Origin of the sequence: Duganella sp. CF458, from assembly GCF_900113115.1 — a bacterium.
In the GTDB taxonomy this organism is placed as follows: domain Bacteria; phylum Pseudomonadota; class Gammaproteobacteria; order Burkholderiales; family Burkholderiaceae_D; genus Rugamonas.
Map to the genome: position 1 here is coordinate 93,447 of NZ_FOOF01000003.1, position 22,703 is coordinate 116,149.

General features: G+C 63.9%; 14 protein-coding genes. 5 read left to right on the forward strand and 9 right to left on the reverse strand.

The window, feature by feature from the left end:
• Positions 1-47: 47 nt before the first annotated feature.
• Together BM269_RS05650 and BM269_RS05655 are read right to left on the reverse strand one after the other, a co-directional pair.
• Entirely contained in the window at positions 48-8,603 is an 8,556-nt protein-coding gene (locus BM269_RS05650; protein WP_373994381.1) for a GH36-type glycosyl hydrolase domain-containing protein, read from the reverse strand.
• Positions 8,604-8,869: 266 nt separating this feature from the next.
• The gene (locus BM269_RS05655) at positions 8,870-10,705 is read right to left on the reverse strand and encodes a glycoside hydrolase family 35 protein (protein WP_211482664.1); all 1,836 of its coding nucleotides are present in this window, start codon (positions 10,703-10,705) and stop codon (positions 8,870-8,872) included.
• Positions 10,706-10,887: 182 nt separating this feature from the next.
• Here BM269_RS05655 and BM269_RS28990 point away from each other — a divergent pair, with 182 nt between their 5' ends.
• Positions 10,888-11,091: a hypothetical protein gene (locus BM269_RS28990; protein WP_139232673.1), complete on the forward strand. Its 204-nt coding sequence runs from the start codon at positions 10,888-10,890 to the stop codon at positions 11,089-11,091.
• A gap of 120 nt (positions 11,092-11,211) precedes the next feature.
• On the opposite strand, the gene BM269_RS05660 is transcribed toward BM269_RS28990, so the two are convergent.
• Positions 11,212-13,164, reverse strand: coding sequence for an aminotransferase class V-fold PLP-dependent enzyme (locus BM269_RS05660; RefSeq protein ID WP_090436053.1), 1,953 nt, complete (start codon positions 13,162-13,164; stop codon positions 11,212-11,214).
• A 100-nt stretch (positions 13,165-13,264) separates the two neighbouring features.
• Here BM269_RS05660 and BM269_RS05665 point away from each other — a divergent pair, with 100 nt between their 5' ends.
• Together BM269_RS05665 and BM269_RS05670 are read left to right on the forward strand one after the other, a co-directional pair.
• Positions 13,265-13,750 (forward strand): Lrp/AsnC family transcriptional regulator, encoded by a 486-nt coding sequence (locus tag BM269_RS05665; protein ID WP_090436054.1) that lies wholly within the window; start codon positions 13,265-13,267, stop codon positions 13,748-13,750.
• 31 nt (positions 13,751-13,781) lie between these two features.
• A complete protein-coding gene (locus BM269_RS05670; RefSeq protein ID WP_090436055.1) occupies positions 13,782-14,972 on the forward strand; it encodes an HPP family protein in 1,191 nt (396 codons plus the stop codon).
• Here BM269_RS05670 and BM269_RS05675 read toward each other — a convergent pair.
• Positions 14,914-15,513, reverse strand: a complete 600-nt coding sequence (locus BM269_RS05675; protein ID WP_170860292.1) for a retropepsin-like aspartic protease family protein — start codon at positions 15,511-15,513, stop codon at positions 14,914-14,916. The two genes, BM269_RS05670 and BM269_RS05675, sit on opposite strands and share 59 nt — an antisense overlap.
• Before the next feature lie 118 nt (positions 15,514-15,631).
• On the opposite strand from BM269_RS05675, the gene BM269_RS05680 reads away from it, so the two are divergent.
• Entirely contained in the window at positions 15,632-17,854 is a 2,223-nt protein-coding gene (locus tag BM269_RS05680) for a DUF1631 family protein (RefSeq protein ID WP_090436057.1), read from the forward strand.
• A 3-nt stretch (positions 17,855-17,857) separates the two neighbouring features.
• On the opposite strand, the gene BM269_RS05685 is transcribed toward BM269_RS05680, so the two are convergent.
• Genes BM269_RS05685 through BM269_RS05705 form a run of 5 tightly spaced genes read right to left on the reverse strand, consistent with a single transcriptional unit; the run spans position 17,858 to position 20,709 of the window.
• On the reverse strand, positions 17,858-18,262 hold the full coding sequence (locus BM269_RS05685) for a hypothetical protein (RefSeq protein ID WP_139232674.1): 405 nt from the start codon (positions 18,260-18,262) through the stop codon (positions 17,858-17,860).
• A gap of 22 nt (positions 18,263-18,284) precedes the next feature.
• Positions 18,285-18,683, reverse strand: a complete 399-nt coding sequence (locus tag BM269_RS05690) for a hypothetical protein (RefSeq protein WP_090436059.1) — start codon at positions 18,681-18,683, stop codon at positions 18,285-18,287.
• Positions 18,680-19,327 carry a DUF3703 domain-containing protein gene (locus BM269_RS05695; RefSeq protein ID WP_090436060.1) on the reverse strand — a complete coding sequence of 216 codons (648 nt, stop codon included), beginning with the start codon at positions 19,325-19,327 and terminating at the stop codon, positions 18,680-18,682. The genes BM269_RS05690 and BM269_RS05695 overlap by 4 nt, the downstream gene beginning before the upstream one ends.
• Entirely contained in the window at positions 19,324-19,800 is a 477-nt protein-coding gene (locus tag BM269_RS05700; RefSeq protein WP_090436061.1) for a cupin domain-containing protein, read from the reverse strand. The genes BM269_RS05695 and BM269_RS05700 overlap by 4 nt, the downstream gene beginning before the upstream one ends.
• Complete coding sequence (locus BM269_RS05705; protein WP_090436062.1) at positions 19,801-20,709, reverse strand: ADP-ribosylglycohydrolase family protein; 909 nt, start codon at positions 20,707-20,709, stop codon at positions 19,801-19,803. It lies immediately after the preceding gene.
• 173 nt (positions 20,710-20,882) lie between these two features.
• Between BM269_RS05705 and BM269_RS05710 the strand changes: the two genes are divergently transcribed.
• Positions 20,883-22,700, forward strand: a complete 1,818-nt coding sequence (locus BM269_RS05710) for a DUF885 domain-containing protein (RefSeq protein ID WP_090436063.1) — start codon at positions 20,883-20,885, stop codon at positions 22,698-22,700.
• Positions 22,701-22,703 lie beyond the last annotated feature (3 nt).

A 22,703-nucleotide genomic window follows, 5' to 3' on the forward strand; every position in this document is an offset into this window, starting at 1 on the left:
CGAAGCGCAAAGCTCCTCGAGAAGCCAGAGCTGACCCCGACTTTCAATTACACTTTAATGTCTATCTCGTAGGTGGTGCCGTCGTCGACCAGCGCAATCTCGGTTGGCGACGCGCTGGCTTCGCCGCGGGTGACACGCAGGATGTAGGTGCTGCTGCCGTGGCGGTAGTGCAGCGTGAAGCCGGGCCAGGCGGCGGGCAGGCGCGGCGCCAGCAGCAGCTTGTCGGCCTGGCGCGTCAGGCCGAGCAGGGATTCGAGCAGCAGGCGGTACATCCAGCCGGAAGAGCCGGTGTACCAGCTCCAGCCTCCGCGGCCGACATGCGGTTCGACCGCGTATACGTCGGCTGTCACCACATACGGTTCCACCTTGTAGCGTGCGCACGTTTCGGCGCTGGAGCCGTGCCGTACCGGGTTGATCATCCGCATCAGGTCCCAGGCGCGTTCAACGTCGCCCAGGCGCGCGAAGGCCATCACGGTCCAGATGGCGGCGTGGGTGTATTGGCCGCCGTTCTCGCGCACGCCGGGCACGTAGCCGCGGATGTAGCCGGGGTTCAGGTCGGCCTTGTCGAACGGCGGGTCGAGCAGCTGGATCAGTCCGAAATCACGCCGCACCAGGCGCGCTTCCACCTGCTCCATCGCGCCTTCCACGCGCGCATTGTCGGCGGCGCCGGTCAGCACGCCCCAGCTTTGCGAGATCGAGTCGATCTGGCATTCCTCGTTCTGCGCCGAGCCGAGCGGCGTGCCGTCGTCGAAGTAGGCGCGCCGATACCACTGCCCGTCCCAGGCATTGGCTTCGATATTGGCGGCCAGCGTTTTGGCCTGCTCGCGGCATTCGTTGGCGAACGGCGCGTCATCGCGCTGCTCGGCCACCTCGGCGAAGCGTTGCAGCACTTCGATCAGGAACCAGGCCAGCCACACGCTTTCGCCCTTGCCATGCTCGCCCACCTTGTCCATGCCATCGTTCCAGTCGCAGGAACCGATCAGCGGCAAGCCGTGTTCGCCGAAGCGCAAGCCGTTGCGGATGGCGCGCACGCAGTGTTCGTACACATCACCGGCATGGACCGAGCGGCTCGGCATGTCGTAATAGGAATCCTCTTCCGGCTGTACCGGACGGCCTTCGAGGTAGTGCGCTTGCTCGTCCAGCACCGACATGTCGCCCGTGCTCGAGACGTAGCGCCACGCCGCCAGCGGCAGCCACAGGTAGTCGTCCGAACAGTGTGTCCGCACGCCGCGGTCGGACGGCGGGTGCCACCAGTGCTGCACGTCGCCTTCCACGAACTGGTGCGCTGCGCACAGGATCAGGTGCTCGCGCAGGATGTCGGGCCGGGTGTGCACCATCGCCATCGCATCCTGCAACTGGTCGCGGAATCCGAACGCGCCGCCGCTCTGGTAGTAACCGCTGCGCGCCCACATGCGGCAAGCAATGGTCTGGTACATCAGCCAGCCGTTGGCCAGCACATCCAGCTCCGGCTCGGGTGTCTGGACCTGCACCGCGCCCAGCACCTTGTCCCAGTGCGAGTGCACTTCGCCCAAGGCTTGCAGCGCCGCGCCGCGTCCTCCGTGGCGCTGTACCACATTGGTGGCGTCGGCGTTGCGGCGGCCGCCCATGCCCAGCACGAACACGATCTCGCGTTCCTGTCCCGGTTGCAGTTCGAATGGCGCCTGGATCGCTGCGCAGGCATCCAGTCCCGCACCGGCCTTGCCCGACAAGCGCACACGGCGCAGCGCGGCCGGCCGCGCCAGGCTGCCGTTGCGGCCGATGAATTCCGTGCGATCGCACGTCACCGTGCGCACCGAAGCGTCGGCATTGAAGAAGGCTACCCGGCCGGAGAACTCGGTGTTGTAGGCATTGCGTGCAAACAGCGCACCGGTCACAGGATCGATCTCGGTCACGATATGCATACCCGACTTGGAGCGCATATCGCCCAGCACCCACTCCACATAGCCTGTCACCGACAGCTTGCGCACGATATCGGAATCGTTGCGCACGCGGATCACCGTGTAGCGCACCGGTGCATCCAGCGCCACGAATGTCGTCATGCGGCTGCTGATGCCGGTTTCGGCATATTCGAACGAAGAGTAACCGAAGCCGTGGCGCGTCAGGTAGCTGCCGGCGCCCGGCGCAGGCAAGGCGCTCGGCGACCAGAAGCGGCCGGTCTGCTCGTCGCGCAAGTAGAACGCTTCGCCGCTCAGGTCCGACACCGGGTCGTTATGCCACGGCGTCAGGCGGAACTCGTGCGCGTTTTCCTGCCAGGTATAGGCCTGGCCGCTTTCCGACACCACGCTGCCGAACTGCGCGTTGGCAATCACGTTCGACCACGGCAGCGGCGTGCGCTGCCCGGCACCGGTGGCGATCACGTACTCCTTGCCGTCCGGCGTGAAGCCGCCCAGGCCATTCACCAGGATCAAGTCATCCGGCAAGGATACGCCCGCGGCAGCACCGCCTTCAGCCGTCTCGGCACGTCCCTCCGCCATCAGCGGCGGCATGCGCAATGTCGGCGCCACGCCGCGCTTGAGCTGCTCGGCCAGCGTGCCGCGCTCATCGCTCAAGACGGCGCGCGCCACGGTCTGCAGCAGCACGCGGTCTTCCGGCGCGATGCCTTCCGTCGGCCGTACGAAGATACCGCCCGGCCTATCGATCGCTTGCGCATCGAGGCCGGAGGCGATCAGGCCCATGATCTGGTCATGCAGCGCCTGGCGGTAGCCGGAACGGTCTTCGTACCAGATCACCAGGTCCACCACCAGCCCCTTCAGGCGCCAGTAGGCGTGCGCCTGCACCAGCTGGCGCGCCAGTTCGATATTGGAGGCATCGCGGATTTCCATCAGCACGATGGGCAAGTCGCCGGAAATCGCGTAAGCCCACAGGCCGGACTGGCCGCGCTGGTTGCGCACCAGGATGCCTGGTTCGGCGCGCAGGGCCGCGTTCGGATAGATCACATGGTTGGCCAGACGCGCATACAGCTGGGCCTCGGCCTCGCTGGCGTTCAACTGCCGCAGTACCACCTGGCTGTGCGTCCACGCCAATTCGAACACGCGGTCCGCCATGTGGCGATCCTGGTATTTGTCGATCAGGTATTGCGCGGCATCGCGCGTATCGGTCATGCCGGTCACCACGTCGATCACCGACACCTGGCCCGGCTCCAGCGCAATGCGGTAACGGATCGCCACTACCGGATCGAGCACCGATCCCTCGCTGCCGGACAGCGGCCCCGGCTCCTGCAATGCCAGCGGCAGCTGCGCCGTGTTGCCCCTGCCGATGAAGCGCGCGCGGTCGGTCTCGTAGGAGACCTGCTGCACTTGCGCATCGTGCACCGTCATCACATGCAGCAGGTACGGCGTCTTCTCGTCTTTGCCGCGCGGGCGGCGTGTGCACAGGATGGCGCTTTCGTCTTTCACGATCTCGGTCTGCACGAACAGCTTGCTGAATGCCTGGTGCGCATTGTCGGCCGGTGCCGGTGCCATGACCACCTCGCCAAAGCTGGTGATCTCGATGATGCGGCGCCGGTCCGAATGGTTGCTGATGCGCGTGCGGCGCATCTCGATATCGTCTTCCGGCGACACCACGATTTCGGTGTACAACTCGATCTCGTTGTCGCTGCGGCGGAACTCGGCCCGGCCTTCGGAGAAGATCACTTCCAGGCGCTTCGGCTCAGCCTGGGTCGGCTGGTACGTCGTGGACCAGACGGCGCCATCCTCCACGTCCTGCACGTAGCAGAACTGGCCCCAGTTGTCGCGCGTGCTGTCTTCGCGCCAACGCGTCACGGCCAGGTTGTTCCAGCGGCTGTAGCTGCCGCCGGCGCTGCTCACCATCACGTGATAGCGGCCATTCGACAGCAGCTGGGTTTCCGGAATCGGCGGCGTATGCTGGCTCATGATGCGCATCGGCGCGGCCTGGTCCGGCACCGTGCTGCGCACCGAAGCCTGCTCCGCGCTGGCCGAATGGAAGGCCCCGATGCGCGGGCTGCGTTCCTGCAGCACCAGCAAGGTCGATTGCAGCAGCGGATCGGATTCGAAGCGGCGCTGCATTGGCCGGTCGTTCAGCACATAACTCAGCGCCAGGAATCCCATGCCCTGGTGGTGCACCATGAAGGACTTGATAATGGCATATTGCTGGCCGCGCGGCAGGCGCGCCGCCGTGTAATCGATCGCTTCGTAGAAGCCATAGCGCCCCGTGAAGCCCATGGCCGCCATCTTCTGCAGGTTCTGGCACGATGTATCGGGATCGACCATCAGCCCCAGCATGGTGGCGTATGGGGCCACCACCAGGTCTTCCGCCAGGCCGCGTTTCAAGCCGATGCCGGGCACGCCGAAGGCGCGGTACTGGTAATTCAATGCCGCGTCGGTGGTGTTATAGCCCGACTCGGAGATCCCCCACGGCACGTTGCGTTGTTTGGCATACTCCACTTGCGCCGCCACCACCGACTGGTAGGTCTGGTCCAGCAGCGTGCTCGGGTAGGTCGGCATCACCAGCAGCGGCATCAGGTACTCGAACATCGAGCCGCTCCAGGATAGCAGCACCGGCTGCCCGTGCACGATGCAAAGCTGGCGCCCCATGGCGAACCAGTGCTCCTGCGGCAGCTGCCCCTGCGCGATGGCGACGAAGCTGGCCAATCGCACTTCGGAAGCCAGCAGGTCGTAGCAGCTTGCATCCAGGCGTCGTTCGCTCAAGTTGTAGCCGATGGCCAGCAGCTTTGTGGTCTGGTTGAACAGGAAGCCATACTCGCATTGGGCGAATTCATTGGCCTGGTGCGACAGCCGGTTCAGCATGTCGAGGCGTTCACGCGCGCGTGCCGCGCCTTGCTCCACCAGCGTTGCCAGTTGCTGCTGGCGTTCGCGTTCGTCCGGCGCCAGGTCGCTCAGCGCCGCGCCAGGCAACGGCCAGCTTGCCAGTTCGCGCAGGCTCGGCACACGGTCAAGCGTGGTGTCGTATTGGGCCTCTGTTTGCGCCGTGATCCACGGCGCGAAGCCATCCAGCTCCTCCAGCATGCTGCGGCATTGCGAATGCAGCGCGCCAGCCCATGCCGCAACTTGCGGGTCGAGCGGCACCGATGCCTGGCGCAGGAATTGTTCGGCGCCTTCGCAAGCGCGCACCAGCCAGGCGCGCTGCTGCCGCAGGCTCGGTGGATAGACGGCTGGCGATGGAGCAAGGGCGGATTCCAGAGCGCTCAGCGCTTCGGCCGCCGCGCCGCCGGCTGCGGCAGCGGCTTCGCGCACCAGGGCGCAGGTGGTGGCCAGGCCTTGCGCCACGTTCGGGTGCACGATCGGCAGTTCGGCGATGCCGGTCAGGCCGGCCTGCAGCGTGAGCAGGTGGCCGGCCAGGTTGCCGCTGTCGACGGTGGAGATATAGATCGGGTGCAGCGGCTTCATCGACTGGGTGTCGTACCAGTTGTAGAAGTGGCCCTGGTGACGTTCCAGCTGCGACATGCTGTCCAGCGTACTGGCCGTGCGCGCCGCGAGCTGGCCGCCGCTGATGTAGCCAAAGTCGTAGGCTGTCAGGTTGGCCAGCAGCGCCAAACCCATATTGGTGGGGGAGGTGCGGTGCGCCACCACCTGGCTCGGATGCTCCTGCATATTATCCGGCGGCAGCCAGTTGTCTTCCGGTCCGACGAAGGTCTCGAACCACAGCCAGGTCTTGCGCGACAGCTTGTGCAGGAACAGGTTCTGGTCTTCCTTCAATGCCCGCTGCACGCGCGCGATGGGCAGGCTGATCCACCAGGCCACCAGCGGCGAGGCGAACCAGGCTGCGACGAAGATCAGTGCCGCCTCGAACGCCTTGGGGCGCAACATGGCCAGCCCGGCCCCGGCACCCAGCGCCAGCAGCGGCGCTATCCACATGGTGCGCCAGTTGCTGGCCAGGCCGGTACCGGAACGCGACAGACCCGAAGCATGCCATTCCAGCAAGCGGCGCCGCGATACCAGCAGGCGCCAGCCGGTACGCACGATCGCATCCAGGCTGATATACGCTTCATATGGCAGGAACACCAATGTCAGCAAGGCGTGTGCGAACTGCATGCCGCTGCGGCGCAACGACGTCGTCACGTGCTGGCTCCACAGCGTGTCGTCCGGCTTGCGCAGCAAGTCGTAGGTGGAACTTACCAGCGGCGGCAGGAAGATGATCGCCAGCACGGCCAAGGCCCAGAACCATGGATGCGGCAGGGCGGCAAAAGCCATCAGCAGCGATAGGGTCAGGACCGGCGCCACCAGGCTGCGGCGCAGGTTGTCGAACAACTTCCAGCGCGACAGTGTGGAGAGCGGATTGTTTTCGTGCTTGCCGCCCGCCAGCGGCACGCGCCGCATCAGCCAGGGCAGCAATTGCCAGTCGCCGCGCATCCAGCGCTGGCGCCGGCTCACGTCGTCGCGGTAGCGCGCCGGATAGTGTTCATAGAGCTGCGCGTCGCTCAGCAGGCCGGCACGCAGGTAGCAGCCCTCCAGCAGGTCATGACTCAGGATGCGGTTGTCCGGCAAGCGCTTGCCCAGCACCTCCTCGAACACATCGACATCGTAGATGCCTTTGCCGATGAAAGAACCCTCCGCAAACACGTCCTGGTATACGTCGCTGACGGTGCGGGTGTAGGGGTCGATGCCCGGCTCACCGCCGCACAGCTTTTCATAGCGCGACGCATCTTCGCTCGGCAGGCTGACCGCCACCCGTGGCTGCAGGATGCCGTAGCCGGCCACCACGCGCCGCAGGCGCTGGTCGATGCGCGGCTGGTTGAGCGGATGGCGCATGCTGGCAACAAACTGGCGCGCGGCATCGCGCGGCAACTGGGTATCGCTATCGAGCGTGATCACGTATTTGAACGCCGGCAGGTCGTCGATATCGCCGACGATCAGGGCGAACGCCTCCTGCGCACCGCCGCGCATGAAGCGGTTCAGGTCGGACAGCTTGCCGCGCTTGCGCTCTTCGCCCATCCAGGCACGCTGGGAGGCGTTCCACCGGCGCGGGCGATGCAGCAACAGGAAAGGCGCCGGCGCGCCCTGTTCCGAGTATTTCAAGTTCAGGCGCGCGATGTTGGCGGCCGCACGCTCGGTCAACGCGGCATCGGATGGCAGCGTCTCTTCCTGCGCATCGGCGAAGTCGGTCAGCAGGCAAAAGCGCAGGTGGGGGTCGCGGTTGGCGAGGAAACGGACCTCGAGCTGTTCGCACAACTCATCGACATTCTCGCGGCTGAACAGCAAAGTCGGCACCACCACCATGGTGCGCGCGTCCGACGGGATGCCGTCGCGGAAATCCATGCGCGGCAAAGGCCGCGGCTCGACAAACAGCGTGGCAACCCAATTGACCAGGGCCAGTGCCAGCTGGCTGCTGCCCATCAGGCCGAGGATAGCCAGCACCACCAGCGCCCACGACTGCACGCCGTCGCGCCAGGCACGTTCCAGCATCAGCGCGGTGGCGATCACCGATAGCGCACCGATCGCACCGAGGTAAGACAGCAGCGGCGAGGTACGCATGGTGCGCTTCAGCGAGCGCAGCGGCGGCAGGCGCACGCCGACCTGGCGTTCCAGCAGCAGCGTGCCGTCGCCCACCAGGTAATAGCCGACATGATGCAGGCGCGTATCGTGGTCGGCGGCACGGGTGCGCGCCAACTCGAGCGCCTGCTGCGCCACTTCAGCCTCCGTTGCACGCGAATAGCGCGCCATGCGCTCCACGCTGTGGCGGTACTGGTCGCGCGTGGAGAAATCCATGTCCGGATAGGTCCCGGCCGGGTCCTGGCGCAAGGTCTGCTCGACCACGCTCATGGTCTCGACAAACTCTTGCCAGTCCATGGTGCCGAGGAAGCGCAAGCTGCCGATGCTGTTGGCGATCGACACCTGCTCCGCAGCCTGCATATGAATTTCGGCCTGGATCTGCTGCTCGATGGTCTGGCCCGACTCCGCCAGGCGGTAGGTGATCCAGTTGAGCGCCAGCGTCAGCACCGGGCTTTGTCCTTGCAGGCGGCGCGCCAGTTCGGCCACGAAGCCGCTGGTGATCGGCGGCTCTGAGCGCGCCATGTCCGCCACCAGCAGGATCAAGCCGCTCGGATTCTTGTCCGCGATTTCCACCATCTGGTCGGCCCAGCTATTGGCCAGGTCGCGCTGGAAGCGGTTCTCGGCGACGCGCGCCGCGACACGGCGCAGGTTCTCGATCAGGGCCAGGCGCAGCATGATCGGGATGGCCCACAGCTCGCCCAGCTTCAGCGTCGCCACTTCCTGATAGGCCTCGACGAAGCGGCTCAGGCTCTCCGGATCGACGCGGCCGTCGCCATGCGCAATGATTTCCAGCGCGATCTGGTAGACGCGCGGCGTGCCTTGCGGGGCGCCCTTGGCTAGGCGCGGCAATTCCTTGCTGTAGTCTTTCGGCAGGTGGCGCCGCGCGGTGCGGATCTGATCTTCGATCAGGTAGAAATTGTCGAGCAACCATTCGGAAGCGGGCGTGATCTGGCGGCCTTCCTTGACCGCCTCGGTCAAGCCTTCGCAGGTGGAGCCGATCAGCGCTTCGTTTTCGCTCAGCCGCGCCAACAGGCGGTCGCCGCCGCCACGCTTGCTAAGCTCATGGCTTGCGGCAAGCGTTCGGCCATGCTGCTCCATCTGTTGCGCGCTGAACAGCTCACCGCGCAGGGGCAAATCATCTTCCTCACCAGTCCCTTTTTCCAGGGACCCTGATTCCGATTCCTTGAATCCGGCACTTGCGGCCGGCCATAAAAAGGGGTTCTCTTTCAAGGGGGCCTCACACTTATTCTTAGAACTGCCGCGCAGACCGGCAGTATGTTCCAAGCAATGTTAGGCGGGCGCACGGCAGGTGACTGTTCGCTAGCGTACATATGGGTCCGTTACAGATCAGCCCATTTCATTCGCTGAATTTCACCTCGGCAAGAGCACGAATTTTTTTGCTAACCCGGCGTGCTGAAAACCGGATCGCGCAAGCCCTGCACGTTGGGCGCTTCTGCCGCGCCATCAAGGTCGAGGATGATGATCTCGTTCTCGCCTTGACGCAGCCAGGGGCCAGGCAGGAACAGGCTCTGTTGCGGGCCGATGCGCCAGTAACGGCCGAGGTGACGACCATTGATCCACACATGTCCTTTGCCGAGTGCGCGCGTGTCGAGGAAGGTGCTGCCTTGCGCGTCGCTCCGGAAATGGCCGCGCCAAAAGGTAGGCCCTTGCCGCGCGGGCGCACCGCGTTTGAAGCGCAAGGTCGACAAGTCAGCCAGCGGCATCGAGAACACTTCCCAATCGAGCAGCGGCTTGCCTGCCAGCGATGCGGAGCGCACGAGCCCTTTGCGTTCATCCGCCAGCATAGGGCCGAAATTGACGCGCCCCATATTTTCCACCACCACGTCCAGCGTGCTGCCTGCCTTGAGGTCGACTTCCGTCGTGTTCTCGTTGCGCCTGCGGTCGAGCGCGGCGAAGGTGGAGCCGTCGGCCAGTAGGTGCGCGTAATCGCGTACCGCGCCGAGATCGAGCTTACCCTTCGCACCGTCGGCAAAGCGCTTGCGGTACACGATGAAGCCGTAGCCTTGCCCATACGCTTCCATATTGCGGGCAAGGCGGGAAGCGACAGGCTTCGGCAAGGAATCGACCAGCGCTACCGATTCATCGAGCGAGAAGCGCGGTATGGCGATGGTTGATGCTGGCTTGGGCACGTCGGGCAGGCGCTCGCCAGGCGGCAAGTGACGCGCAATGGCGTCGCGGATGGCGAAGAACTTTGGCGTTGGACGGCCGGCCTCATCGATGGCCGCATCGTAGTCATAGCTGGTGGTGTCGGGCTGGTAGGTGCTGCCCTGGCTGTTGGCGCCAGGCTGCCAACCAAAGCTGGTGCCACCATGTGCCATATATAAGTTGAACGAGATGCCCTGCTCCAGCATCCAGTCCACGGCGTCCGCCGCCAGCTTTGGGCTGGTCTGGTGGCGCCGCTCGCCCCAGTGGTCGAACCATCCCGCCCAATACTCGCCCGCCATGCGCGGCACGTTCTGGCGGAACGCAGCCAGTTGCGCAAACGCTTCCTTGACGTCGTCCACGCCGCCATTGAAATTCACCACCGGCGTCACACCGGGCAGGGTGCCGCGGTCGAGCAAGGTGGGGTCAGGTCCATCCGAGGTGAACAGGGGCGTATCAAAGCCCGCTTCGCGCAGCTGCTCCTGGATCGTCGCCATGTAATCATGGTCGTCGCCGTAGGAGCCGTATTCGTTCTCCACCTGCGTCATCAGGATCGGGCCGCCGCGCGAGGACAGCAGCGGCGCCACCTCCTGCGCCACGCGCTTGAAATAGCGCGCGCTCGCCGCGAGGAAGCGCGGATCCATGCTGCGCACGCGCAAACCGGGTGTGCGCAACAGCCAGGCCGGAAAACCGCCAAAGTCCAGTTCCGCGCAAACGTAAGGCCCCGGACGCAGAACGACGTTCAGGCCGGCTTCCTGCGCCGTGCGGATGAAGGCGGCCAGGTCCAGGTTGTCGCGGAAATCAAAGCGTCCCGGTTCCGGCTCGTGCAGGTTCCAGAACACATAGGTCGTGATGGTGTTGAGTCCCATGGCGCGTGCCTGCTGCAAGCGTTCGCGCCAGAACGCGCGTGGGATACGGGCGTAGTGCATTTCGCCGGAACGGATGATGTATGGCTTGCCATCCAGTTCGAAACGGTCGCCCACTACTGAAAAGTGTGACGTGGCCGCTGCGGCGCTGAGCGCCGTCATCATGATGCCCAGCATGGCCAAGCGCTTGATGCCCTCGAATCGCAATTTCGCCCCCTATTTCGAAAGAAATACAATGAAAACATCAGATCATAACGAAAGCAAGGATGTCAATACGAAAGATTGAGCAGCTTAATTCGAAAGTTACATACCAGTTACACGGCAGATGCTGCCAAGCCGCAGTGGCAGGTGTATCCTGCGGTGTTTCCAAAAAAGCCACTGCCATTTACATGAAGAAAATCGCCGTTCCGCTGCTACTGGTCGTCCAGGCCCTGAATACCGCCGACGCCCAGGAGCAGGACCCCGCCGACAAGGTAACGCCCCCCGCAACTGCGCGCCCGGGCGATTCGTTGGTCAATCGACATCTGTCATGTGCGGAAATCTCCTTGCCTTTGTTGAAAGTCGAAGATAAAAAACACTGCGAATTGGGATAGCTACGGACCTTATGTTGCTGGTGGGGATAGCGATCTTCGTCTTGCGCCATTTTCCCGCCAGATAGCCGCAAAAAAAACGGCGGCCATCGGCCGCCGCAAGCAGGATACAACCTCAAAAACTCATGCGGCCAGCGCCAGTGCCGGTGACGCGAGCGCGATGCCGCCTCCCAGGCTGTAGGCATTGCGGTAGCCGAGGCGACGCAGGCATTGCGCGGCTTTGGCGCTGCGGTTACCGCTGCGACAGAAGAACACCAGCGGCGGCTGGTCAACCGCGTCCAGCCAGCCTGGCACGAAGGCTGCCAGGCGGCTCAATGGCACGCTTTCGGCCGCCCGCCCGCCGGGAATGCAAGCGGCTTGCTCATACGTTTCGCGCACATCCACCAGCACCGCTTGCGGATGCGCTTCCAGCAAGCGAGCCAACGCAATGCTGTCCAGGTTCAGGTCCGCACCCGCCATGCTGCCTTGCGCTTCGGCGCGCAGGCTGGTGCAGCAGGCGTTCACTTCTTCGCGGCCCGCGCATACCAGCGCATCGGCGGGCAGCTTGCCGGCCAGCCCGGACAACGCTGCCAGGCCGGTAAAGGCGTAATCGACTTTGTCGCCGCTGCACAGCAGGTAACCCGTGTGGCTTGAATCCAGCGCCGCTCGGCGCACGGTGTGTGCGCCGAAAACGAAGCTGTCGGTTTCCGCGCCGCCGTCGCGCGTGCTGAGGCGCGCGGAGACCTTGTAGCCGTGGCTATGCAGCAGGCTGTCGATGCGTTCGCCCAGTTCGGCCTGATGGTCGATCACGATGCACTGCCGCGAAGGCGCGTCCAGCAGCAGCCAGGTGTGATTGCCCGCCAGGCTTAGTTGCAGCAGGCCTTCCGGCACGACGGTACCGGAAACCGGCGTATCCATCAGGCCCGCATTGCGCAGGGCTTGGCCGCAGCGCTCGATGCGCGTGCAGGCTTCGTCGATGATCTCTTCGCCGGCCAGCGGGCCAAAGGACATGCGCACCGCGCTGCTGCTGCGCCAGGCCGGCAAGCCCATCGCGTCCAGCACATAGCTTGGTGCCGCCTTGGCGGCGGAACAAGCACTGCCGGCGCTGACGCGCACATTGGCGGCGTCGAACACGTCCAGCAGCTCCTTGCTCGACAAGCCGGGCACGGAGAAGTTCAGTGTGGTCGGCAGCGCCTTGTCGAACGGTGCATTGAACACGATGCCGGGGAAGGCTGCGCGCAGGCTGGTAGCCAGCTTTTCGCGGAAGCCATACAGCTCCGTCGGCGAGCGGAAGGTTCCGCCCTCCTCCAGCGCTGCCAGCACGGCGCCCAGTGCGGCAATTCCGGCCATGTTTTCAGTGCCGGAGCGCAGGCCGGCTTCCTGGCCGCCGCCCATCACCAGCGCGGTGTACGGCGCGCCTTCGCGCACGTACAGCATGCCGATGCCCTTCGGCGCATACAACTTGTGGCCGGAGAACGGCGCGTAGTCGATACGCGTGTTGCCGAGGTCCAGCGGCAGCTTGCCCAGGCCTTGCACGCAGTCGACCATCCACAGCGCCTTGCTGCCTACCAGCGTCGCGCCAATGCCAACCAGGTCGGATACCACGCCGGTTTCGTTATTGGCCGCCATGGTGCAAACGAAAGCCGCTTGCGGTGCCAATGCGCGCAGCGCGGCCAGGTCGTGGCGGCCGTCGGCGTCGACCGGCAGCTTTTTCAGTTCCAGCCCCAGGCCCAGCAAACGGTTCCAGTGCGCCAGCGCTTCCGGCACCGCCTTGTGTTCGGTGGCGCCGTACACCAGCAGGCTGCCGATTGCTTCGCCCCGCTCGCGGCGTTCGCGCAGCGCGCACAGCGCCGACAGTACGGCGGTCTGGATGCCTTCCGTGGCGCCGCTGTTGAACATAATGCGGCCATTGCCCACGCCCAGCAGGCGTTTCGCGCGCTGGCGCACGGAGTCCATCATGGCCTTGGCCTGCAGGCCGGTGGCATGGGTGCTGCTGGGATTGCCGAAACAATCGCGCATGGCTTGCACCGCTGCGTCGATGGCCGCTGGCAGCACGCAGGTGGTGGCGTTCCCGTCGAGGTAGATTTCTTTGCTCATACTCAATAGTTTACGAACTGGCAGTGAATCAGGTATTCCAAAATTACCCCAAACAGGCCTTGATGTAGAATAAGCATTCCAAATATCGATATAAACAAAAATGAATGATCTCGATCGCTTCGATTATGCGATCCTGGGAGCGCTGCAGGTGGATGGCACGCTCTCTGTGGCTGAGCTGGCGGAAAAGGTTGGCCTTTCCACCACGCCATGCTGGAAGCGCCTGAAGCGGCTGGAAGAGGATGGATATTTCGACCGCCGCGTGGCGATCGTCAACCGCCGCAAGGCGGGCCTGCCCGTCACCGTGTTCGTCAGCGTGCGCACCAGCCAGCACGATGAGAAGTGGCTGGCCAGGTTTGCCGCCGCCGTGGTGGCGCTGCCTGAAGTGCAGGAATTCCACCGCATGAGCGGCGACGTCGACTACCTGCTGAAAGTAGTGACCACCGACATCGAGGGGTATGACCGTTTTTACAAGAAGCTGATCAAGGCCGCGCAATTGACCGGCGTTTCGTCCGCTTTCTCGATGGAGCAGATCAAGTACACCACCAGCCTGCCGCTTGACCTGGTGTCGCACGGGGCGGGTGGCTGAGAGTAACAGCCAACCGTGGGATAATGGCCGGATGCTGAAATCCGCGCTTCTCTCCCTGCTTCCCGCCCGCAGCAATACCAGCCAGCGCCAGCGCTTGCGCGCCAGCTTCGGCGCCTTGCTTGGGCTTTTGATCACCAGTTTCGTTGCCCACTACCTGCTGGGCGATAACGCCATGTGGTTGGTGGCGCCGATCGGCGCTTCGTCCGTGCTGCTGTTCTGCCTTCCGGCCAGCCCGATGGCGCAGCCTTGGGCTGTCATTGGCGGCAACGTGGTCTCCGGCCTGATGGGCGTGGTGTGCGTGCAGTTCTTCGCTCCCGGCCCGCTGGCCGCCACCCTGGCCACGCCGCTGGCGATTGCGGCAATGTTCGCGCTGCGCTGCCTGCATCCGCCCGGTGGCGCCACGGCCCTGATGATGGTGATTGGCGGCCCGGCCGTGCACGCCATGGGCTACCGCCTGCCTTTGGGGCCGGTGCTGTTGGACTGCGTTCTGATCGTGCTCGCGGCCATCGTTTATAACAACCTGACCGGACGCCGTTATCCGCACAGCCAGCAACTGCTGCACCCGAACCCGCACGCGACGAAAGACGAGGTGCCGACGGCGCGCTTCGGCTTCCAGCCGGAAGACCTGGACGCGGTACTGCGCCAGTACAACCAGGAGCTCGATATCAGCCGCGACGACCTGGAAGAGCTGTTCCTGAAAACCGAAATGCGCGCCTACCAGCGCCGCTTCGGCGTCATCACCTGCGGCGACATCATGTCGAAGGACGTGGTAACGGCGGAATTCGCGACGCCGCTGGCCGATGCCTGGCGCGAGATGCGCCAGCACCGCATTGCCGCGGTACCGGTGCTGAACCGGGTGCGGCGCGTGATCGGCATCGTCACCACCAGCGATTTCATGACGCACGGCGGGCTGGATGACTACCACGGCATGCGCCGCCAGTTGCTGGACTTCCTGCGCCCTTCCGGCACCACGCACTCGGAGAAGCCCGAAGTGGTGGGCCAGATCATGGTGAAGCACCCGCGCACGGCGCGCGTCGACACGCCTATCACGGAGCTGGTGCCGCTGATGGCCGATTCCGGCTTCCACCACATTCCCGTGCTCGATCACGAGGACCGCTTCGCCGGCATCGTGACCCAGTCGGACGTGGTGGCGGCGCTGTATGCTAGAAACGCTTTGTCAGCGTCAGAAGACCCGACTCGGTCTTCATATCAAGCCGCTTGAGCACGGAGTTGCCGAGTAGAATCACACCCAGGCCGGCTTCGTTGATGGAGCCTTCCACATTGGCGAATTCAAACTCGCCGACCCTGACCTTGTCCAGTTTGACAATCCACACCGGCGCCGTGCCGGCGGCGGTCTGGCTGAAGGCGCGGCGGCCCTTGTTCTTGTAGTCGATGCCCATCTTGCCCGCCAACGCGGCAGGAATCGACACCAGCGTAGCGCCGGTATCGAGCATCATATTGACAGGAAAACCATTGATTTCGCCCGCCACCGAGTAGTGGCCGTTCGGATCGGGCGACAGCACCATCGAGTTGCCACCGCTGGATTTGGATGCCGCGTACTCGCCCAGGCGGATGATATACCGCTTGCCGCCCTCTTCAATGGTGGCTTCGCCAGACGTAACGCCAACCAATCTGCTACCATCAGGCAGCGTCGCACCAACCGGGAAAGTGCGTGGTGCGCCCCCGTTAACCGATAACAGGGCCTTTTCTTTCAGGGTGCCCACCAGGCTTACATCGGCCTGGGCCGAAACTGCGGTTAACATTAATGCAGCAACTAGCGCGATACGCATTGCAAGAAACTCCGGTCAAAATTGCATTTTGACACACTTTCGACCGTTAAATTGTTGACTCTTCGGTGCAACATTTGGATAGAATCTAGGCATGCAAACGTTGAAAAGGGTGCTTGCACTCGCCCTCGAAGAAGCGCAAACCGGTTTTGCGACATTGTGCAAACGGATGACGGACCAGGCTGACGTCGCATTGGGCGAAGCCCTGCGCACAGCGCCGTCGGCGGAACAGCGCCTGGCCGGAGCATGCCGCGTCTTCCTGCGCGAACAGGGGGCCGCCATGCGTGCGCGCATGGAGCGCTCGTATGCCGGACTGCTGGCACGCGCCATGCAGACCATGCACACCGACCTGCGCACCGGCCTGCACAACTTCAGCGCCGATACCCTGACCCTGATCGACGACGAGGTGGTCACGCGCCAGATCGAAGTCGAGCGCCTGCTGCTGAAACTGCGCGATGCCGACGAGCTCAGTCTCGGCCACCTGAACCTGATCATCGCCCAGATGCATGGCGACAGCGAGGTGCGCGAGCGTGAAAACCCGTTCCGCCCTTACCTGCTGGCGCGCTCCCTGTACGACGCGCTTCGCGCCATGGTGGCAGACGAGGCGCAAATCAAAATGCTGTTCGATACCCTGTCGCTGGCCATGACGTCGGAGCTGGGCGACTTCTACACCCGCTTGCGCGAGGTATTCGAATCGCGCGGCATCCGCTCGCGCCTGGTGGCACGCCCCTCGGCGCTGAACCGGCTGGAACAGGAACGCCTGGCCTGGCAACGCGCGGCAACCGGACAGGCCGATGCCGACGTCGCCATGCGCCAGCGCGTGGCGCGCCTGGGCGCGGTGCAGCAGGAAATCCAGCAAGACTCGCCCCCCAGCATCCTGCAGGGACAACCGGACCTGCCGACCAAGCCGGATCTGCAGGAACTGGTCTTCAGCATGTTCAATCCATCGGGCATCCGGCGCAGCGCGCCGCAGGCCCAGAACACGCTGCGCGTGCAGCTCGACAACGCCTTGCGCCAGCTTCAGCGCGAGCACGCCGAAAGCGGGCCGCAGCCACCGCTGGCCCTGCTCAATCGGATGGCAAACCTGCCGCACGGTTCGGAACGCATCGTGGTTGAACTGGTCGGACTGCTGTTCGAATACATCCTGAATGACGACCAGCTTCCAAAAGGCATCCGCGAACAACTGTGCCGCCTGCACGCACCCTTCCTGCGCGCTGCGTTGAAAGACCTGGCGGTGCTGCAAGGAGCCCACCTGCCGGCGCGCCACTTGCTGGACCGTATCGGCAGTGCCGCCATTGGCATCGGCGCCGAGTCGCCGCTGCAGCAACCACTGCTGGGCGAGGTGGAGCGCCTGGTCAACCAGGTATTGCAGCAGTACGAGCACGATGCTTCCGTATTCGCCGATGCCGGCCTGGAACTGGATGGCTTCCTGGCCGGCCTGCTGCGTGAATGCGACCCGATCGTGCGTCGCGCCATGCCGGCTTTCGAACGCGCGGTGAAAGTGGCGCCGTTCGTGGCGGCCCTGGCCGATACCTTGCGCGGGCAACTCGAATCGGTCAACGTCGACCGCCGCATGATGGACTTCATCACCGCTACCTGGGCCCAGGTGATGGTGCATACCTACGGCCGCCAGCCGGACTACGGCAAGCTGCTGCCGGAACTGGTGTGGAGCGCGCAGGAAAAGATCCTGCCGGAGGAACGCGCCGTGCTGATGAAAATGCTGCCGGCCCTGGGTCGCGAACTGCGCGCCGGCCTGGCAACCATCGGCATGAACGAAGCGGATGCGCAAGCGGCGCTGGACCAGCTGGTGTCGCTGCACATGGATGTGCTGTCCAACAATATGCCGATGCCCACCACGCCGCGCCTGAACGTGGCCGGCCTGCGCGAACGCTTCGCCGCCATCGATGCGGGACACCCGGCATTGGTGGCCGCAACGCATACCGATGCCCTGCCGGCGCAGGCCCAGTTCAGCGCCGAGTTCGCGCTGCATGGCGTCCTGGCCACGGTGCAGCCCGACCCGGCACTGGCCCCGGTATCGAACTACGAAGACGAATGGCTGCAATGGGCGCAGGCCGGCAATGGCTTTGAGATGCTGTCCGGCGACAAGTATGTACCGCTACGCCTCGGCGCAGTGGCGGCGCGCAATGCCGGCTTCATGTTCACGGCGCCGGACCATGCCACGCCATTGGTGTACTCGCGCGCGGCATTGCTGACGGCCATGCGCGACGGCAGCCTGCGGCCGGTCGAGTACTCGCCGCTGTTCGAGCGCGCGGTGGAATCGCTGATGACCGGTGCGGAGTCGCTGGACGCTGCGTAAGCTTCAGGACTCGGCCTGCCACAACTCCCAGCAGCCGGCTTGCAAACGGAAGCGGTAGGTGACGGGGCCGGCTTCCAGTTCCACCTTGCCGGCTTCTTTCCGGACTGCCATGCCGTGCTTCCTGACGATGTCCCCGAGCAGCTCCTGATTGCGGTAGTCGGTGCGCGGCACCATGGTCGTGGCCGGGCCGTCGGGTCCGCCGATCACTGTTTCCAGCGGGTCTGTGGTGCGCGCATTGGCAAACATGCGGTCGGACTGGTAGCGCGGCAGGAAAGTGTCAAACGATTCCGGCGCGTTGAGGCTGCAGCCTTTGCGCACGGTTTGCACGCCCTTGGCCAGCGACGGCAGCAGCCGCGTCGAGTACCACATGCCGCCGATCATGGCACCCGCCAACAACATAAAAAACATTCCGCGCTTGCTCAACATATTTTCACAGTGATGAATCTTCGAATTGCCACAGATACCAGCAGCCGTCCTGCTGGCGGAAGCGGTAGAAATAGATCAGCGAATCGGAGTCGGGCCGGAACACGTTGACCTCCATCCCGCCCGGGGTTGCCAGCTGTTTGGTCGACAGGTGGTCGGTCTTGATGACGTCGGCCAGCAAGGCCGATGCCGCAAACTGCTCGCGCGTGACCAGCGTTTTCCGTTCTTCCGCCGCCTCCAGCGACTCCAGCGGGAACACGGTGCGCTCGAGGGCGAACTGACGATCGCTCATATAGCGCGGCAGGAAGCCATCGAATGGCTCCGCCTTGCAGCCACGCTGCAAGGCTGGCGCCGCACATCCCGCCAGCATTGCCGCAGCAAGCATCATTGCCAGGATTTTTCTCATTTATTCTTCGCCCCCAAGAGGATTTTTCCGGTCACAACAACAAAGAAGAATGAAGCGCCCGCCGCGACGAAGAAATATAAAAAGATCAGGATCCCGACGGACAGCAGCGTGCTCGCCGTCACGCGATACGCAGGAATCAAGCGCGGTGCGGACAGGAGGATTGCCAGCAAAAGAGCGGCCAGCATCAGCGGCCAGCCAGTGACAACCGGGTAAAGCTTATGCCTGAACAGGTTCTGACTGTCCGGCCACGCCATGGTGACTGCCATCAGCCCCACCGCAATCCAAGCCAAGAACGCCGCGCCAGCAAGCAAGTTGCGCGGTTGCGCATCAATGGCCGCCTGTAAGTCGGAAGGAATCGGCATGCGTTTGAACATGCCGATATCGCTGCCGCCAGGGTTCCCGGTCGGGACCAGGTCGAGCGCCGATCCAAGCGCGCCCAACGCGATCCGAAGCAACTGTCCGAATGCCGCAGCTGCGCGGCCCCGCTGCAGTTCGATCCTCAGCATCAGCCAGTGCGACAGCACATGTGGCCACACATGCTGCTGGCCGATCACGTGGGCCCGCTCCAGGTTCGCCATGGCGGCATCCAGCTCATTGGCCGAGATGTGCCCGCGCGCAGCGGCAATCTCCGATTCAAAACTCATAACGGCCCGAAGTCTTTGCCTTCCGAGAGTTTATAGACCTTGATCTTGTCGCCCGTGCGCACCATGCGGCGGTCGAGGGCCGGGAAGTCGGCTACTTCGCTTTCCAGGTTCTCGCCGCCCATCAGGTAGACCAGGTCTTCGCTGCCGCGATTGATCATCTGGTGCGCCTTGGATGGCGTCGGGAAGCCGACGAAGTCGCCCGGCTCCAGCTCATAATCTTCGCCATCGATATGCGCCACGCCGCACCCGGAAAGGATGTACACCCATTCTTCCTCGTTATGGTGCAGGTGGTAGGCAAACGACTCCTTGCCCGGCTTCAGGCGCCCAATGCTGACGCCTGTGCGCTTCAAGCCCGCCATGCGCGACAGTTGCGAGCCGCTGATCTCCGAGTTCGGGTTCCAGGGATGCGAGAACACGCCTTCCGCCTCCTGGGCCTGCTGGCGTTTCACGATATGCTTGTATTGCTCGCTCATTCAATTCCTTTCTGCTGCCCTGAACAGGGCGCCAGCCATCGATTCAATGTCAGCCCGCATATACAAGCGCTCCATCCAGCCTGCGGGGATTTGCCGGATGCCATAGTATGCACCCGCCAGTTGTCCGGCAATCGCCGCCGTGGTGTCGGCATCGTCGCCCAGGTTTGCCGCCGCCAGGACCGTCGATTCAAAATCGCTGTTCTTGGCAAAGCACCACAGCGCCGCCTCCAGCGAAGCGACTGAATAGCCCGAGCCGATGACCTGGTCGCGTTCCTTGCCTGCATAGCTGCGCGCAGCCAGCGCGGCCACCTTCACCTCGCTGAATTGCGCAGGATCGGCGTCCAGAAGCTCGTTCTTGGACAGGCCGCTGAACGCACGCGAGATTAACAAGCCTAACAGGCGGCAGCAGTCGAGGGCTTCCGGCGCGGCATGAGTCGTGCGCGAGCTTTGCTCGCTGAATTCAAGCACCTTGTCCACCGACGGATGGAAGAACATGACGACCGGCGCCAAGCGCATAAGCGATCCATTGCCGGCGGTTTGCGGATCGGCCGATCCAGCCAATGGCTCACCCGTAGCCTGGAACTTGCCCAGCGCCTGGCGCACTGTGATGCCAATGTCGAAGCAGTCGCCGGTGGAGCTCAGGTAACCCCACTGCCACCAGTTCAGGTAGCGGGTCATCTGGTCATGCGCATCGAAGCCGCCTTTCGTCAGCAAGCTCTCGGCCAGGCACAAAGCCATCGACGTATCGTCGGTCCATTGGCCAGGCGCCAGCCCAAACGGACCGCCGCCACGCATGTCCAGCACCGGCTGAAACGCGCCACGCGGCATGAATTCCACCGAGGTGCCAACTGCATCCCCGCACGCCAGCCCCGCCAGGCATCCCCGATATCGCTCTTCAAGCGTTGGCATCCACCACCCTCGTTTTTATCAATTCACAACATTCTAGCAGCGGCCGGGCGCTCGGTTTGGGCTGCCGTACGCGACGCCGGGCGCATTCCCAAGTCATCGAAGCAAGGCCATATTGAATGGCCGTTACCCTTAGCGTATGCTTGTCGCTCCTTCATTTACCCGGACCAAGACAAATGAAACATCGTATTACCCTCGGCGCGCTGGCGGCCGCCGTTTTGCTGGCTTATGCCCCAGTTCAAGCCAATGCTGCCGCGGCCAAGCCGGCGGCGGTGGAAAAAGCTCCGGCCAAGAGCAATGAAGCGGCCAAGAAGCAGTTCTGGGCTTTGGCCGACGAGTACTACGATGCGATCGCCAAATTCGATCCGGTAGGCGCGACGCAGAACGGCGACAACCGTTTCGACGACCAGATCGGCAGCGCCATCTGGCCCGCCTCGCGCGCCAAACAGTTCGACCTGTACCGCACCTTCTCCAAGCGCCTGCAGGCGATTCCACGCGCGCAGCTGAATCGCGGCGACCGCATCAGCTACGATGTGATGGCCTTCGAGCTGAAGACCTACCTGGCCTACGAACCGTTCCCGGAACACCTGCTGCCGATCGAGCATATGAGCAGCATGCCGGTCACCCTGGCCAACTTCTCCAGCGGCGACGCCTCGCAGCCGCTGACTACGGTCAAGGAATACGAGGCTTACCTGAACCGTCTGAACCAGCTGCCGGCCTGGATCGACCAGGCCATCGCCAATATGAAGGAAGGCGTGGCCAAGGGCATCACCCAGCCGAAGCCTATCATGGTTGCCGCGCTGCCGCAGTTCCAGAAGCTGGTCAGCGAAACGCCTGAAAAGAACATCTACTTCACCCCGGTGACCAAGTTCCCGGCCGGCTTCAGCGACGCCGACAAGCAACGCCTGGCCGCCGCGTACCGCGCCACTGTGGCCGACAAGCTGAATCCCGCGCTGAGCAAGCTGTCCGCCTTCGTGGAGAAGGAATACATCCCGGCCTGCCGCACCAGCACCGGCTGGAACGCCCTGCCGAACGGCGACGCCTGGTACAAGGTGCGCATCGCCGATTCCACCACCACCAGCAAGACTGCCGAAGAAATCCACCAGACCGGCCTACGCGAAGTGGCGCGCATCCAGGCCGAATACGCCAAGCTGGGTCCGAAACTGGGCTACGACGGCGCGGCCGCCGGCCTGCCGACCTGGGTGTCGCAGCAGCCGAAGTTCTTCCCGTTCAAAACGGAAGGCGAAGTGCAAGCCGTGTACCACAAGCTGAACGACCTGCTGGACACCAAGCTGCCGTCCATGTTCACCCTGATCCCGAAGGCCAAGCTGGACCTGCGCCTGGAGCCTGAACTGAGCCGCGATACCGCCTCCGACCATTACACCGCTCCGGCCCTGGACGGTTCGCGCCCGGGCGTGTTCTGGTCCGTAGTGACCGACCCGGCCAAGTACGGCAGCACCGGCATGAACACCCTGTTCCTGCACGAAGGCAAACCGGGCCACCATTTCCACATCGCCCTGATGCAGGAACTGGACATGCCGAAGTTCCGCAAGTTCGGCGGCAACACCGCCTTTACCGAAGGCTGGGCGCTGTATGCCGAAACCCTGGGCAAGGAAATGGGCATGTACGAAGATCCGGCGCAGTACTTCGGCCACCTGAACGACGAGATGCTGCGCGCGGTGCGCCTGGTGGTCGACACCGGCATGCACGCCAAAGGCTGGACCCGCGAGCAGTCGATCAAGTACATGACCGAGACCCTGGGCGACGAAAGCGTGGCGCGCAACCAGACCGAACGCTACATGGTATGGCCGGCGCAGGCCCTGGCGTACAAGACTGGCGCCCTGAAGATCCAGGAGCTGCGCGCCAAGGCCGAGAAGGCCCTGGGCAGCAAGTTCACCTTGTCCAAGTTCCATGCCATCGTGCTGGGCGACGGCACCGTGCCGCTCGCCCTGCTGGAATCGAAAGTCGACGCCTGGATCGCCGCCAGCAAGTAAATC

Excerpts from the sequence above, each read along its gene's own strand:
- BM269_RS05710 (WP_090436063.1), top strand. The coding sequence starts at position 20,883 with ATGAAACATCGTATTACCCTCGGCGCGCTGGCGGCCGCCGTTTTGCTG.
- BM269_RS05690 (WP_090436059.1), bottom strand. The coding sequence starts at position 18,683 with ATGAGAAAAATCCTGGCAATGATGCTTGCTGCGGCAATGCTGGCGGGA.
- BM269_RS05670 (WP_090436055.1), top strand. The coding sequence starts at position 13,782 with ATGCTGAAATCCGCGCTTCTCTCCCTGCTTCCCGCCCGCAGCAATACC.
- BM269_RS05665 (WP_090436054.1), top strand. The coding sequence starts at position 13,265 with ATGAATGATCTCGATCGCTTCGATTATGCGATCCTGGGAGCGCTGCAG.
- BM269_RS05675 (WP_170860292.1), bottom strand. The coding sequence starts at position 15,513 with ATGTTAACCGCAGTTTCGGCCCAGGCCGATGTAAGCCTGGTGGGCACC.
- BM269_RS05680 (WP_090436057.1), top strand. The coding sequence starts at position 15,632 with ATGCAAACGTTGAAAAGGGTGCTTGCACTCGCCCTCGAAGAAGCGCAA.
- BM269_RS05660 (WP_090436053.1), bottom strand. The coding sequence starts at position 13,164 with ATGAGCAAAGAAATCTACCTCGACGGGAACGCCACCACCTGCGTGCTG.
- BM269_RS05695 (WP_090436060.1), bottom strand. The coding sequence starts at position 19,327 with ATGAGTTTTGAATCGGAGATTGCCGCTGCGCGCGGGCACATCTCGGCC.
- BM269_RS05685 (WP_139232674.1), bottom strand. The coding sequence starts at position 18,262 with ATGTTTTTTATGTTGTTGGCGGGTGCCATGATCGGCGGCATGTGGTAC.
- BM269_RS28990 (WP_139232673.1), top strand. The coding sequence starts at position 10,888 with ATGAAGAAAATCGCCGTTCCGCTGCTACTGGTCGTCCAGGCCCTGAAT.
- BM269_RS05705 (WP_090436062.1), bottom strand. The coding sequence starts at position 20,709 with ATGCCAACGCTTGAAGAGCGATATCGGGGATGCCTGGCGGGGCTGGCG.
- BM269_RS05700 (WP_090436061.1), bottom strand. The coding sequence starts at position 19,800 with ATGAGCGAGCAATACAAGCATATCGTGAAACGCCAGCAGGCCCAGGAG.